At 32.9% G+C, this 13,700-nt stretch carries 14 protein-coding genes; 11 read left to right on the top strand and 3 right to left on the bottom strand.

Going from position 1 to position 13,700, the window contains the following annotated elements; translation table 11 throughout:
- The first annotated feature begins 1 nt into the window (after window position 1).
- Window positions 2-826, top strand: coding sequence for an SDR family NAD(P)-dependent oxidoreductase (locus QY331_08675; GenBank protein ID WKZ68026.1), 825 nt, complete (start codon window positions 2-4; stop codon window positions 824-826).
- Between the two features lie 83 nt (window positions 827-909).
- On the opposite strand, the gene QY331_08670 is transcribed toward QY331_08675, so the two are convergent.
- Complete coding sequence (locus QY331_08670; protein ID WKZ68025.1) at window positions 910-2,532, bottom strand: NFACT RNA binding domain-containing protein; 1,623 nt, start codon at window positions 2,530-2,532, stop codon at window positions 910-912.
- Window positions 2,533-2,608: 76 nt separating this feature from the next.
- Window positions 2,609-3,841 carry a putative sugar nucleotidyl transferase gene (locus tag QY331_08665; GenBank protein WKZ68024.1) on the bottom strand — a complete coding sequence of 411 codons (1,233 nt, stop codon included), beginning with the start codon at window positions 3,839-3,841 and terminating at the stop codon, window positions 2,609-2,611.
- 229 nt (window positions 3,842-4,070) lie between these two features.
- Between QY331_08665 and QY331_08660 the strand changes: the two genes are divergently transcribed.
- The 10 genes from QY331_08660 (at window position 4,071) to QY331_08615 (ending at window position 12,771) form a co-directional block, all read left to right on the top strand.
- A complete protein-coding gene (locus QY331_08660) occupies window positions 4,071-5,573 on the top strand; it encodes a peptide MFS transporter (protein WKZ68023.1) in 1,503 nt (500 codons plus the stop codon).
- Between the two features lie 78 nt (window positions 5,574-5,651).
- A complete protein-coding gene (locus tag QY331_08655) occupies window positions 5,652-6,380 on the top strand; it encodes a PASTA domain-containing protein (GenBank protein ID WKZ68022.1) in 729 nt (242 codons plus the stop codon).
- Window positions 6,381-7,037: a ribulose-phosphate 3-epimerase gene (rpe, locus tag QY331_08650; protein WKZ68021.1), complete on the top strand. Its 657-nt coding sequence runs from the start codon at window positions 6,381-6,383 to the stop codon at window positions 7,035-7,037.
- A gap of 92 nt (window positions 7,038-7,129) precedes the next feature.
- The gene (gene folP, locus QY331_08645; protein WKZ68020.1) at window positions 7,130-8,320 is read left to right on the top strand and encodes a dihydropteroate synthase; all 1,191 of its coding nucleotides are present in this window, start codon (window positions 7,130-7,132) and stop codon (window positions 8,318-8,320) included.
- A complete protein-coding gene (gene cdaA, locus QY331_08640) occupies window positions 8,304-9,125 on the top strand; it encodes a diadenylate cyclase CdaA (protein ID WKZ68019.1) in 822 nt (273 codons plus the stop codon). Before folP ends, cdaA begins: the two co-directional genes overlap by 17 nt.
- 41 nt (window positions 9,126-9,166) lie before the next feature.
- Complete coding sequence (locus QY331_08635; protein ID WKZ68018.1) at window positions 9,167-9,844, top strand: metal-dependent hydrolase; 678 nt, start codon at window positions 9,167-9,169, stop codon at window positions 9,842-9,844.
- Window positions 9,845-9,858: 14 nt separating this feature from the next.
- Window positions 9,859-10,638: an AAA family ATPase gene (locus QY331_08630; protein ID WKZ68017.1), complete on the top strand. Its 780-nt coding sequence runs from the start codon at window positions 9,859-9,861 to the stop codon at window positions 10,636-10,638.
- Window positions 10,635-11,582, top strand: a complete 948-nt coding sequence (locus QY331_08625) for a ParB/RepB/Spo0J family partition protein (GenBank protein ID WKZ68016.1) — start codon at window positions 10,635-10,637, stop codon at window positions 11,580-11,582. The genes QY331_08630 and QY331_08625 overlap by 4 nt, the downstream gene beginning before the upstream one ends.
- A gap of 97 nt (window positions 11,583-11,679) precedes the next feature.
- Window positions 11,680-12,057, top strand: coding sequence for a DUF5683 domain-containing protein (locus tag QY331_08620; protein WKZ68015.1), 378 nt, complete (start codon window positions 11,680-11,682; stop codon window positions 12,055-12,057).
- A gap of 6 nt (window positions 12,058-12,063) precedes the next feature.
- Window positions 12,064-12,771, top strand: a complete 708-nt coding sequence (locus QY331_08615) for a Yip1 family protein (GenBank protein ID WKZ68014.1) — start codon at window positions 12,064-12,066, stop codon at window positions 12,769-12,771.
- On the opposite strand, the gene QY331_08610 is transcribed toward QY331_08615, so the two are convergent.
- Window positions 12,744-13,685, bottom strand: a complete 942-nt coding sequence (locus tag QY331_08610; GenBank protein ID WKZ68013.1) for a Ppx/GppA phosphatase family protein — start codon at window positions 13,683-13,685, stop codon at window positions 12,744-12,746. The two genes, QY331_08615 and QY331_08610, sit on opposite strands and share 28 nt — an antisense overlap.
- Window positions 13,686-13,700 lie beyond the last annotated feature (15 nt).

The raw sequence follows: 13,700 nt of genomic DNA, 5'->3' as shown, positions 1-13,700 counted from the left end.
AATGAAATTAGAAAACAAAAATGTGGTTGTAACAGGCGGGGCTATGGGAATTGGTCTTGCGACGACTAAAAGACTTTTAGAAGAAGGTTGTAAAGTAAACGTATGGGATATAAATGAGGGCGCAATAGAAAATGCCAGGAGAGAATTGCTAAAGTATTCAGATCGACTTTTCTTTCACAAATGTGACGTTACTAATAAAAACGAAGTATATTCAATGGCTGTTGCAGCTAAAAGTGAAATGGGTAAAGTAGATATTGTGATAAACAATGCGGGATTTGTAAAAGGCGGTTACTTAAATGAAGTAAGTGATGACGCATGGGAACAGACAATTGATGTAAATTTGACTTCATTGATTTACACTACAAAAGCATTTATTGATGATATGTATGAAAGAAATGAAGGATTTTTTGTAAACATTTCTTCAGCATCCAGTATGCTAGGTGTTTCAGAAATGGCTGTATATACTGCTACAAAATGGGCGGTTTGGGGTTTCACCGAATCCATGAGATTTGAAGCTCTTACTAAAAATAAAAAGGGTGTAAAGTTTAGTTCAATTCACCCGAGTTATTTAGCCGAAGGTATGTTTGAAGGTGCAAAACTTAATTTTCTCGGCAATTTAATTGTACCGCTAGTAAAATCACATGATGTAATTGCCAATGCAATTGTTAATGACGCACTTAAAATAGAAAAGTTATGTATAAAGCGACCGCGAACTGTCCGGCTTGCTGTTTTGTTCAGAGGAATTTTACCTGACAAACTTTTTCAAAAAGTTATTGTGATGCTCGGTATTCATAAAAGTATGAGTGGTTGGAAGGGAAGAGGTTAGAAGCAATTTCTAAATTCTAAATCCTAATTTCTAAACAATACTGAAATCCGAAATGCAGTAAAAAAAACTTGGGGATTACTCTGTCAATCTTCAACTTGGATTGAATTATTAGGGATTTCCGGTTTAACCAGCAGCACATTCTCTTTTTGCATCATGACTTTGCCCGGCTCCATACCTTTGCGTTTTGTAACAAATTTAGCAAATGTATATGCGACCGGTGCGGTTCCGGCAGTTTTAGCTTTGCTGAAATATGCTGCAATGGATGCAGCATTTTTTATAATATTTTTTGGTACACCTTCCTTGGGATTGTCAACTCTAAGAAGCACGTGTGAGCCAGCATAACCACGTGCATGAAACCAATAATCATTTTGTTTTGCAAATTTTGTTGAAAGATAATCATTGCTTTTACTGTCGCGCCCGACAAATACATGATATTTATTTTCGATAATGAAATGTCGGAATTTCATTTGTGGTTCATTTTTCTCAGTCACTTTCACATCCTTTAAGCCAAGTTTTTCTTTTAACGAAATTAATTTAGAAAGGTCATCACAATTTTCAAATTCATTTTTTAACTCAAGCAAATTATTGTAAGTGGATTCAGCCGAGTTAAATAATTCAATGGACTTGGTATAATTTATATTCTCGCCGCGTGCCTTGTCATAATAATAATCAACATTTTGTTTGGGGGAGAGTTTATCATTTAGTGGAATTTTATATATCTCTTCACTTGAAAAATCTTTAAGCGATATTTCCGTCATTCCTTTTTTAATATTACCCAAATTCGAAATCAACAAATCAGCATACATTCTGTACAAATCCTCTTTAGAACCTTCATCAACTCTTCGTTTCAGACTATTAAGTTTATTCGAATAGATCGACAATTCTTTTTCAAGATATTTAGATATTTCTTTTTTTAATCTTTGTTCTCGAGAAAGCTTGTTACCTACTGATAGTAATTTCAGCAATGCATCTTGATAATTATCATATTCAAAAACTTCAGAATCTCTTGAAAGAGAAATAAATCCGGACGGTACAAACACATATCTGTTTAGATCATTAGAATAAAATATTTGAATAGGATCATTATTTATTTGCGAGAGAATTCTCATCAGAATTTCTTTTTGCTGAATGAAATCATTAGACGAAGTTCGAGCTTTCAATTCATTAAGAATATCTTTAGTTAAATAGGAAAATGTTTTCTTAAGTTCATCTAAACTTTGTATCTCACTTTTGATCTCAGGGAGATTAAAGGAAGTATTATAGCTTTGTGAATTTAGATCATCTAAAAGTTCATTTTCATTGATGCGCTTAACCTTTCTAAAAAATTCTGGTTCTCCAATTACCGGCATGGCAATCACATTTGAAATTGTTCCTCTTATTGGAATTAGTAGGTAAATATTATCGCAGACAATCTTTATTATTCTATCGCTTTCTGCAATTTGAATATTCTTGATTTTAGTCGGTAAGAATTCAGTAAAAAAATTAGCAACATTCTTTCGTGCTTTTCTATGTTCATCTTTTATAATTAAATAAGGTTCGGATTGATTAATTGAAACAACTAAATGGCGATATTCATTTTCTTCGGTTGGAATATGAAAGTAAAGAGTTTCCTTTTCTTGAGTGAAGACTTCATAAATATTTGATCCGATTAATTTTTCGCTTAATTCAATTACTGCACGATTTAGATAGAAGTAGTTTTTATACATTATAGTAAGTTATTTAAAATATTGAAGTGATTCTAAGAGTAACCTTCTTAACTTAGAATGATATTGATAATTGAATTTACGTTCTTTCGCTCTGTGTTAAATCAAACACGGATTTGAATAATTCCAAATCATTAACACTCATAGTTATATTTCGTCTTGACTTTACGATTTTGGCGACTTCAATTGCTTTTCTTAAATGATATTCTCTAAATCCATCGGCACCACCCCAGCTAAAAGAGGGAATATATTTTGGAGGGAATCCACTTCCATAAATATTGCAAGAAACACCAATTACAGTTCCGGTATTAAATGCAGTATTAATTGCACATTTTGAATGATCACCCATAATTAATCCCATAAAATTTGTGCCAGTATCAACTTCATGACCGTTGAGCATGACTTTAATTTTGCTGTAATCATTTTTAAGATCAGAGTTATTTGAACTTGCTCCGATATTTATCCACGAACCTAAATAAGCATGACCAAGAAATCCCTCGTGCTGCTTGTTTGAGTAAGAGTGAATTATACTATTTTCTATTTCACCACCGACTTTGCAGACAGGTCCTATTGTAGTATTATGATAAATTTGTGAGTTAGCTTTTACTATTGACCTTTTACCGATGTAACTCGGACCAACAATGTAAGTGTTCGGAAATATCGTTACTTCATCATCAATATAAATTGGTCCTTCGGAAGCATCGAGCACAACATTTGGTTTAATCGTTACATTCTCACCAATTAAAATATTTTCGCCATTAATAAAGTGAACACCCAAAAAATCATTTTCATTTTTCTTTATAGAAAGTAATGCAATATCGTTGATAATTTCTTCGCCATTTTTTTGAATTAGATGCCAAGGATATTCAAAAAGATAAGCATCTATCTCGGTTTGTCTGCACTTCAATTTAGAAAAATCTGATAGAAAATCTTTATTGTTTTCAATCAATAATGATATGTTTTCATTACTTAATCTTGCGGCGATAATATCATTGTTATTGATAAATACTTCATCCTCGTCTTGCGAGATAAGAATTTCAAAGATATCCGCAGAGGGAAGCAGTCGTCCATTTATAAATAGTATATGAGAAGCATCGAATGAATTTATTTTATAAGCTTTTTTTTCTTCTCTCAAATAATTTGCAAGGTATTTTCTGGAGTGCAAAATAATATTTGATGTCTGAGAATATTTTTCAATTTTTTCTGCGATTGTAAGAACTCCACATCGCAAGTCATATACCGGACGGAAATAGGTAAGAGGTAAAAAATTTTTGAATTTAGCATCTTCGAAAATGCAGATGGTTGTATTCATATCATCCTCAATAACTGATTTTCAAAGATAATTCATTACATTATTAAGTACCAACTATTGTATTTGTTATTGAGATTTTGGTTTGATATATTTCGAAAACTTTTACACAGAGTTGGAACATTAGTGAGTATTTATTGCAGTATTTTTACTTATACCTTTCAATTTACAATTCAATTTTTCTCCGAATTAGTTCACAATTTGACTAATAATATAAATCTCAGGAGGTAAAATGTTCAAAGGACACCCGAAGGGGCTTTATGTACTCTTCTTTACTGAAATGTGGGAACGATTTGGGTTCTACACAATGCTTGCAATTTTTGTCCTTTATCTACAGGAAAATTTTAAGTGGGATGCCGCTACCGTAACAAATATTTACGGAGTATTTCTTGCAGCGGTTTATTTCACTCCAATCTTAGGCGGATGGATTGCTGATAATTTATTAGGGTATGGAAAAACAATTACGCTCGGTGCAATCACCATGGGCATAGGTTATGCATTGATGGCTATACCTACCACTTCAGAATTTCAACTTTATGCCGCACTTGGTGTTGTAGCTATTGGTAATGGATTATTTAAAGCGAATATCTCGGTACTTGTTGGAAATCTTTATGCTCACAAAGATGGGTCTCTGAAAGATGCTGGTTATAATATTTTCTATATGGGAATCAATATCGGCGCTTTCTATGCCCCAATAGCTGCTTCTTCAATCAAACAATTTTTTATTGAAAACTTTGGTACTTCACTTGCTCATGGATATAATGCTGGTTTTGCTGTTGCAGCAATTGGTATGCTTCTTTCGTTAATAATATTTTTAGTTTGGAAAAAGTATTATAAAGATGCCGATTATCAATCTAAGAACCGTAAAGATGATGATAAGGATATAGTCCTTACCAAAGAACAGGAAAAGTTAAGAATATTTGCATTAATGACAGTATTCACTATTGTAATTTTCTTCTGGATGGCATTCCATCAAAATGGCGCAGCGCTTACATTATTTGCCAGAGATTACATCACACCAACAGTTGGAAAATTCACTTACTTGCTGTTTGATGTTCTTGCATTACATGGTTTATTAGCCATACTTCTTGGAGGAGCAACGGCAATAAGTAAAGGCAGTAGTTCTAGAACCAGAGGTATTGGTGGTATATTTGCTGTAATTGGATTAATAATTGTGATAATTAAAATAAATTCTTTATCCGATCAAAATAGCATTGCTCCTGAACAGTTTGCTTATTTCAATCCAATGTTCATTGTTTTGATGACACCGCTAGTAGTTGCATTTTTTAGATTTCTTAATAAAAGAGGAATTGAGCCTTCGTCACCTGCAAAAATTGGTATAGGAATGTTGTTAACTGCTGCGGCGTTTATGATTATGATGGTAGCTTCTTTAGGTTTACCAGGTGTATATTCTCTTAATGAAGGTACATCGGCAATTACAGTTTCTCCGTTCTGGTTAATCTCAACATATTTTGTTGTTACAATCGGAGAACTTCACTTAAGCCCTATGGGCTTATCATTCGTTTCAAAAACAGCACCGCCAAGAATGAAAGGATTAATGATGGGTCTGTGGTTCGGCGCAACAGCTGTTGGTAATTATTTATCTGGATTTGTCGGAAGATTCTATCAGAATTGGGAAGTTTGGCAATTCTTTGCATTGCTTGTTGTTACTTCGATTATAGCAGCAATATTTGTAAGAATTTTCTTAAACAAACTTAAACGCGCTACACAATAATTTTAATAAGCCCGTCACTCGACGGGCTTTTTTATTAAAATATTTCTTAAATTTCGTAATCATTAATGCAATTCATAAATGGACTTTTTAAACAAAAAAATAATAAAATACCCAATAATTCTAATTGCAGCAGGAATTATACTTTTAATTCTTTTTGATAAAGTATTTATGCCTTGGTATGTATCTGCAGATGAAGTTATTGTCCCAGATTTTGTTGGTCAACCCAAGGTAAATGCAATAGAAGCACTAAAACAGTTAAACTTGCAACCTATTGAAGAAGGCCCGAAATACGATGAACAATTTCCAAAAGATCACGTAATTTTTCATATTCCTGAACCCGGTTCAAAAGTTAAAGTCGGTAGGCGAGTTTACTTATATATTAGTGGCGGCGAACCATTAATAAAAATGCCACAATTATTAGGCAAAACTATTCGTGATGCAAAAATTACAATCGAACGTTTAGGATTAGAAGTTGACACAGTTATAAATGTTAGATCAGAATTCCCTGCAAGAACTGTGGTTGAACAAAACATAAATGAGGGTGAATTTGTAGCAAAAGGTAAAACGATTACATTAAAAATTAGCATCGGACCTCAGCTCGGAATGGTTCGTGTTCCGAATTTAATTGCTAAATCACTAACTGAAGCTGAAAGGATGTTAAGAGAATTATCTTTAAGAATAGGAAAAAAAACTTATTTGGCATCACCAAATCTTCTCCCAAACACAATAATAGATCAGTACCCGAGCGAAGATAAACTGGTAAATTACGGTGACAGTGTTGATGTTGTAATAACTCAGAGTAGATAAATGAAAAGATTATTGGCCCCATCTATATTATCGGCAAATTTTGCGAATCTAGAAAAAGAAATTCGTAAGGTTGAAATGGCTGGTGTCGATTTGATACATTGTGATATTATGGATGGTAAGTTTGTCCCGAATATTACCTTCGGACCTATTGTAATACAGGCTCTTAAAAAAATAACTCGTTTACCACTCGATGTTCATTTAATGATTGAGAAACCAGAAAATTTCTTGGAAGATTTTGTTTCTGCGGGAGCTAATATATTGACAGTACATCAAGAAGCCGTTATTCATTTACACAGAACCGTCCAAAACATTAAAGAACTAGGTGCCAAAGCCGGAGTTTCCATTAATCCTTCAACTCCTTTGAATCACTTAAATGAAATTTTAGAATATGTGGATTTAGTTTTAATTATGTCGGTTAATCCGGGATTTGGCGGACAAAAATTTATCGAAAGTTCGTTGAGAAAAATTCGCGATTTGAAAATGTTACGTGAGGAAAGAAATCTCAATTTTTTAATCGAAGTTGATGGGGGAGTCGATACAAAATCAGTTAAGTTGTTAAAAGATGCTGGTACTGACGTGTTTGTCGCCGGATCGGCAATCTTTGGTAAAGATAATACTACAGCAGCAGCACTTGAATTGAAAAATTTAATTTCATAAAATTAGTTTTACCTACCACAGAAAATCTTAATATTTTTGCTTATTTTAAGCTTTTAATTCGAGTCAATCAATATGAATTTTGAGAGAATAAATTGGTAATACATCTTGTCCAGATAAATATTCCTTATGTATTTAAGAGATATTCTAAAAAATACAATATCTACAGAGATCTATACGAAATAGATTTATTAGGACTCGAATTAAGAAGTATTGATGAAAAACTTGCAGAACAAACTCGCCACATTATATTCAGAAATAAGGAAATTTGTTATTTAAATAAAATTGAAGATGATTCTAAGGTGGATCTTCTCATTCTTGGTTCCTTTGCTATTTTTAGAGAATTATCAAAAGATATTACTGCAACCGGTAATGAAGATTTAGGCTATAAAATTGGCTCAGTCCTTAATAACTATTCAAACAAGAATAAACAATCTATAAAAATTGCATCTCAAAATATTTCCTTAACGGATCCTCAAGTAATGGGAATTGTTAATGTAACCCCGGATTCATTTTCTGATGGAGGGAAATATTATGACACAAAATTAGCAATTGAACATGCCTTGGAGTTAATTGAATTAGGAGCATGCATAATTGATGTCGGTGGAGAATCAACACGCCCGAATGCTCAACCGGTTGATGAAAAGGAAGAATTAAAACGCGTAATTCCTGTGATTGAGGGAATCAAGTCACATAAACAAAATACATTGATTTCAATCGATACTACAAAATCAAATGTTGCTTCTGAAGCAATTTCTGCCGGGGCCTCAATTGTTAATGATATTAGCGCAATGACATTTGATAAAAAAATGAAAAATGTAATTGCTGAAAAAAAAGCAACCGCAGTCATTATGCATATGAAAGGGACGCCTACTGATATGCAGAAAAATCCCTACTACGATGATGTTATTTTAGAAATTTACGATTATTTGAATGAACGGATCAAATTTGCTGAGAAAAATGGTATATCTAAAATTATTATTGATCCGGGAATAGGTTTTGGTAAAAGAATTGAAGACAATTATGAGATTTTAAACAGACTCAAAGAGTTTAGGGGATTAAATAAACCATTACTTGTCGGTCTTTCTAAAAAATCATTTTTAGGAAAAAGTTTAAATCTTGAAATCGATGAAAGAAAAGAATCAACATTAGTTGCAGAAACATTAGCTTTAAGTAATGGTGCAGATTTAATAAGAACTCATGAAGTAGAACAAACTTTAACTTCACTACAAATTTTAAAAAAGACAGCTTCTTCGGAATACAATCTACATGTGGGAAATATTTAAAATAGGATTTTTATCCGTAACCTTATTAGATGTTTTGGATATCGCTATCGTATCCTTCATTATCTATAAACTTTATACGGTTATTAGAGGAACAATAGCTTCACAAATATTTATTGGATTGGTTGTTGTACTATTACTTTCATTTATAGCTCAAGCAGCTAATTTCAAAGCGCTTGGTTGGTTATTGCAATTAGTAACAGATATTTGGGTAATTGCATTTATAATACTTTTCCAACCTGAGATTAGAAGATTACTTGTGCTAGTGGGAAGAAATCCTATTGTACGGTTGTTTATAAAAAGTGACGAGAAAAATGTAGCAGATATTATTACTGATGCTGCTTTTGAAATGGCTCAATATCAACACGGAGCATTAATGGTATTAGTCAGAACAGCCGGTATTAGAGGGGTAGTTGAAACAGGGGAAGTTATCAATGCTCGAACAAATAAAAATTTGTTAAGAACAATATTTTTCCCAAGATCACCTTTACACGATGGCGCAGTTATTATAAAAAATGACATAATAGAAGCAGCAAGATGTACACTTCCATTATCGCAAAGTACTGAATTGAATGGGATAGCATTAGGAATGAGGCACAGAGCTGGACTCGGCATTACAGAGCAAGCGGATGTTATTAGTGTAATAGTTTCTGAAGAAACCGGCGGAATTGCTATGGCACAAGAAGGAAAATTAATTAGAGGTCTTTCTAAAGAGGCTCTTCGTACTAAACTTACAGAGAGTTTAAAAGTCTCAAAAGATAAAGGTTGGAAAGGATTATTTGAGCAATTTGTGAAAGGAAAGTCTTAATTGATGACATACATTACGTTAAATAAGAATCGAGGTACAAGATGAAATTAAAATACTTTGCTCATTCAGCTTTCATGATTACAACCGATGATGGTAAAAAAATATTAATTGATCCGTTCCTTGATGATAACCCAAATTCAAATGTTCAATCGAAAGACGTTACCGCCGATTATATTATATTAACTCACGCTCATGGTGATCACATAGGTGATGCATTTAAAATTGCAGAAAGATGTAATCCATTATTTATTTGCGTCAATGAACTTGCTGAATATGTAAAATCAAAAGGATTTAATGCACATAATATGCATATTGGCGGCGGCCATAATTTTGATTTCGGCAGAGTAAAATTCACTATCGCGCATCACGGTTCACAAACTCCGGAAGGAAATTATGCAGGCGAACCCGCAGGTGTTGTATTATCAATAAACGGAATGAATATTTATCATACTGGGGACACAGGATTATTCTTAGACATGAAATTAATTGGTGAATTAAATCCAATTGATTATATGTTATTACCCATTGGTGATAATTTTACAATGGGCATTGATGATGGTGTAAGAGCCGTTGAATTTGTAAATCCTAAAAAAGCAATTCCGATGCATTACAATACATTTGGTGTAATTGAAGCTGATCCTAATGATTTCAAAAAGAAAGTAGAGAATATCGGGAAAGGTTGTATTGTAATGAATTTTGGACAAGAAATAACTCTATAATTAATCGAAAATACATGGCAAAAATTATAGCAATTGCGAATCAAAAAGGAGGAGTAGGTAAAACTACTACCTCAATTAATCTATCAGCATCTATAGCTGCGGCTGAATACAAAACACTATTAATTGACATTGACCCACAAGGTAATTCGTCATCCGGAATTGGAGTCGACAATGTTGAAAAATCTGTTTATCATACACTTATTGGGACTGAGGATGCGATAGATTGTATAACAAATTCTTATATGCCTAATCTTGACGTATTACCTGCAAACATAGATTTGGTTGGTGCCGAAGTCGAATTAGTTGGTATGGAAAAACGTGAAAGACTTTTAAAAGAATCTCTAATTTCTGTACGTGATAAATATGATTATATTTTCATTGATTGTCCTCCTTCACTTGGTCTATTAACTTTAAACGCATTAACCGCAGCTGATTCACTTATCATCCCAGTCCAATGCGAATATTTTGCTTTAGAAGGTCTCGGTCAATTATTGAACACAATCAATATTGTAAAAAAGCATTATAATGAAGCACTTATAATTGAGGGTGTATTGTTAACAATGTTTGATACTAGATTAAGATTATCCCATCAAGTAGTTGAAGAAGTAAAAAAATATTTTGGAGAAAAAGTATTCAGCACAATAATTCATAGAAATGTAAGAATATCTGAATCCCCAAGTCATCAAAAACCAGTGATATTGTATGACGCAATCTCTACAGGTGCACAAAATTATATCTCCTTAGCCGGTGAACTGCTTGAGCGGAATAAGAAGGATGAAGGAGATAACGTATGACTAAATTAAAACCCGGGCTAGGTCGCGGTTTAGATGCGTTGATTAATCCAAAAGCTCGCGAGGATCAAGATTCACCAATGGCAGTTCCGGCTGATAAAATTGAAAAAGATGATGGAAAATCATTCGACATTCTTGCTCGTGTTCCAATAAATTCTATAGTACCAAATCCGTTTCAACCACGAACAGGGTTTGAACCACAAAAGCTTGACGAATTAAAAAAATCAATTCTTGAGAACGGTTTAATTCAGCCTGTCACAGTCCGAAGAATAAACGGAACATACGAGTTAATATCAGGAGAAAGAAGATTAAGAGCTTGTAAAGATATTGGCTATAAGGAAATTCCCGCATATATAATCCAGGTAGAAACAAAAGAAGCAATGCTAGCTCTATCATTGATTGAGAATATTCAAAGAGAAGAGCTTAATGCAATTGAAATAGCGAACGCTTATAAAAGGTTGATGGATGAATGTAATTTATCCCAAGAAGAAATCGCATCTAAAGTAGGTAAGGATAGAACTACAATTACAAATTCTATCAGACTATTAAAACTTCCGGAAATAATACAGCAAAGTTTAATCAATAATGAAATATCGGCCGGACACGCTCGTGCAATTATCAATCTACCTTCAACAGATTTACAAATTGCCACACTCAATGAAATTAAGAAGAAAAATTTATCAGTAAGAAAAGTTGAAGCAATTGTTAAAAAGTTTTTAAGCAGTAAGCCTGGTAAAAAAACTACTCATTCCGCCGGAAATGGGCATTCAACCGAAGCATTATCCTTGGCTGATCTTGAAAATAAATTACGTGGCATTTTTGGAACAAAAGTAATTTGTAAACAGAAGAAAGATGGTTCCGGTGAAATTGTGCTCGAATTTTATTCTAACGATGAATTAGAACGATTATTTGAACTATTTGAATTAATTGGTAAAAGTAATTACTAAAATATTAATCCTACTAATTTTTGTTACCCTCTCAGTTTACTCTCAGACGGAACAAGATACGACCAGTAACGTCCAAACAAATGACAGCCTATTCGTAATGCAAAAATCACCATGGGGAGCTGTTTTAAGAAGTGCAATTATACCGGGATTTGGGCAGTTCTATAACGAATCATATTGGAAAATACCTGTTGTCTGGGGATTCATCGGTTACTTCGCTTATGTATGGATTGACAATAACGATTACTATAACCGGTATAATGATTTATATGTACAGAGTGATTTCACTAATTCTAGATATAGAGAATTGAGAGATTTTTTTCGAGATCAAAGAGATGAATTTGCAATTTATATCGGACTTACATATTTCCTACAACTTGTTGATGCATATGTTGATGCACATTTATTTGATTTCGATGTTACTCCGGACCCGATTACAAGAACTCCGCAGCTTGGTATTAAATTTTATTTAAGGTGATGGTTTATGAAAAATGTTCAACTCTGTCCAAATTGTAATGCGGAAAACCCAATTTATAAATACAGTTGCTCAAGTTGCAAAGCATTTCTTAGAGCGAGAGTTGTAAATATCGATTTATGGCAGACGATTGCAGCACTCATTGAATCACCAAAAGACACTTTCAAAAAAATCATTGAAGCAGAGCATAAAAATTTTGTAATCTTTCTAAATGTTCTTGTTGGAATTAAACTTTTTCTTATTTCCGTAATACTGCATAGTTTTGCTGAAATTAATTCAGTTAAAACCGATTTCTTTTTTATTAACCTGTTAGTGATTATCGGTGTGTCATTCGTTGTTTTATCTCTATTTTCTTACCTCCTAACAAAGATCAACAGTTTATTTGGATTATCGAACAGATTCAGAGATAATTACTCCGTACTTATTTACTCATTTTTACCATTGCTTATGTCACTTGTTATATTGTCACCTGTCCATTATGCATTATTTGGACCGTATTGGTTTACATATAATCCACCACCCTATATTGTTAAAGAAACTGAAGCATACGTTCTTTTATTTATTGAGGGACTATTAGTCGTTTGGGGGTTGTTTCTTGCGATTTCCGGTGTTCATGCTCAAACTAAGAACAAACCATATTCTATTGCGGTGGGATTTATTTTTTATGCTTTGTTGACAACACTTTTATATTACATACCTTTTCTACCACTTTCATAATTGTTCATATAAGAGATTAGTGAACCGTATCGAATTCCTTTACCGCTCACAATAATTTGTTCGTTATGAGTAAGTTTCATAACAGTTTTTAGAATTATCGATCCGGCTAAAATAATATCTTCACGACCTTTTAAAAATTTACCATATTTTAATAAAATTTGTGCTGCGCTATGATCTGAAAAATATTGAATGAATTTCTCTATGATCTCGTCTGTCAAAACTGATCCTTCAACCAAATTTTCATCATATTCAGTAATTCCTAAATGTACTGCTGATAGGGAAGTGGGTGTACCTGCAACGGCAATAAGTGGTATATTTTTAGTGTCAAGATTGTTAAGTTCATTAAATGTGTTTTTTACAAATTCAGTTAATAAGTTTATCTCTGAAGCTGTTGGTACATTACCATTAAAGAATCTTTCAGTTGTATTTACTGCTCCGATTGGAAAACTTTTTTTGTAGAGAATATTCTCCTTATTACCTAATATTAATTCAGTACTTCCACCGCCAATGTCCACAACAATTTTTTGATCAACATCATTAAGCACAGTTGAAGCACCAAGAAAAGTAAGTTCAGCTTCACGATCTCCATTAATAACATCTATCTCTATTCCAAGTTTATCTCTTATATCAGTAATAATCTGATTTGAATTTTTAGCTACACGCATAGCATTCGTGGCAGTACAAATAACTTTTGTAGTGTTATATTCTTCAATAAGTCTTTTGTATTTGTGTAACACCGTTTCCAGTTTTTTAATTGCTTCTAATGAAATAGCGCCATCATCTTTAAGTCCTTTTCCTAATCTAGGCGATTCATATTCGTTTAGAATAGCATTAAGTGTTCTCTTCTTAAAATCAACTTCTGCAATTAATAAGAGGACTGTATTTGAACCAATATCTATCGAAGCAATATTCATCTTTTTTTGATATTT

The organism is Melioribacteraceae bacterium (assembly GCA_030584085.1).
In the GTDB taxonomy this organism is placed as follows: Bacteria; Bacteroidota; Ignavibacteria; order Ignavibacteriales; family Melioribacteraceae; genus SURF-28.
The sequence above is the reverse complement of the archived record's forward strand: the minus strand, read 5'-3'. Positions and strand labels throughout refer to the sequence as shown.

Excerpts from the sequence above, each read along its gene's own strand:
- QY331_08665 (WKZ68024.1), bottom strand. The coding sequence starts at position 3,841 with ATGAATACAACCATCTGCATTTTCGAAGATGCTAAATTCAAAAATTTT.
- QY331_08625 (WKZ68016.1), top strand. The coding sequence starts at position 10,635 with ATGACTAAATTAAAACCCGGGCTAGGTCGCGGTTTAGATGCGTTGATT.
- QY331_08670 (WKZ68025.1), bottom strand. The coding sequence starts at position 2,532 with ATGTATAAAAACTACTTCTATCTAAATCGTGCAGTAATTGAATTAAGC.
- QY331_08630 (WKZ68017.1), top strand. The coding sequence starts at position 9,859 with ATGGCAAAAATTATAGCAATTGCGAATCAAAAAGGAGGAGTAGGTAAA.
- QY331_08620 (WKZ68015.1), top strand. The coding sequence starts at position 11,680 with ATGCAAAAATCACCATGGGGAGCTGTTTTAAGAAGTGCAATTATACCG.
- rpe (WKZ68021.1), top strand. The coding sequence starts at position 6,381 with ATGAAAAGATTATTGGCCCCATCTATATTATCGGCAAATTTTGCGAAT.
- QY331_08675 (WKZ68026.1), top strand. The coding sequence starts at position 2 with ATGAAATTAGAAAACAAAAATGTGGTTGTAACAGGCGGGGCTATGGGA.
- QY331_08610 (WKZ68013.1), bottom strand. The coding sequence starts at position 13,685 with ATGAATATTGCTTCGATAGATATTGGTTCAAATACAGTCCTCTTATTA.
- QY331_08660 (WKZ68023.1), top strand. The coding sequence starts at position 4,071 with ATGTTCAAAGGACACCCGAAGGGGCTTTATGTACTCTTCTTTACTGAA.
- QY331_08615 (WKZ68014.1), top strand. The coding sequence starts at position 12,064 with ATGAAAAATGTTCAACTCTGTCCAAATTGTAATGCGGAAAACCCAATT.
- QY331_08655 (WKZ68022.1), top strand. The coding sequence starts at position 5,652 with ATGGACTTTTTAAACAAAAAAATAATAAAATACCCAATAATTCTAATT.
- QY331_08635 (WKZ68018.1), top strand. The coding sequence starts at position 9,167 with ATGAAATTAAAATACTTTGCTCATTCAGCTTTCATGATTACAACCGAT.
- cdaA (WKZ68019.1), top strand. The coding sequence starts at position 8,304 with ATGTGGGAAATATTTAAAATAGGATTTTTATCCGTAACCTTATTAGAT.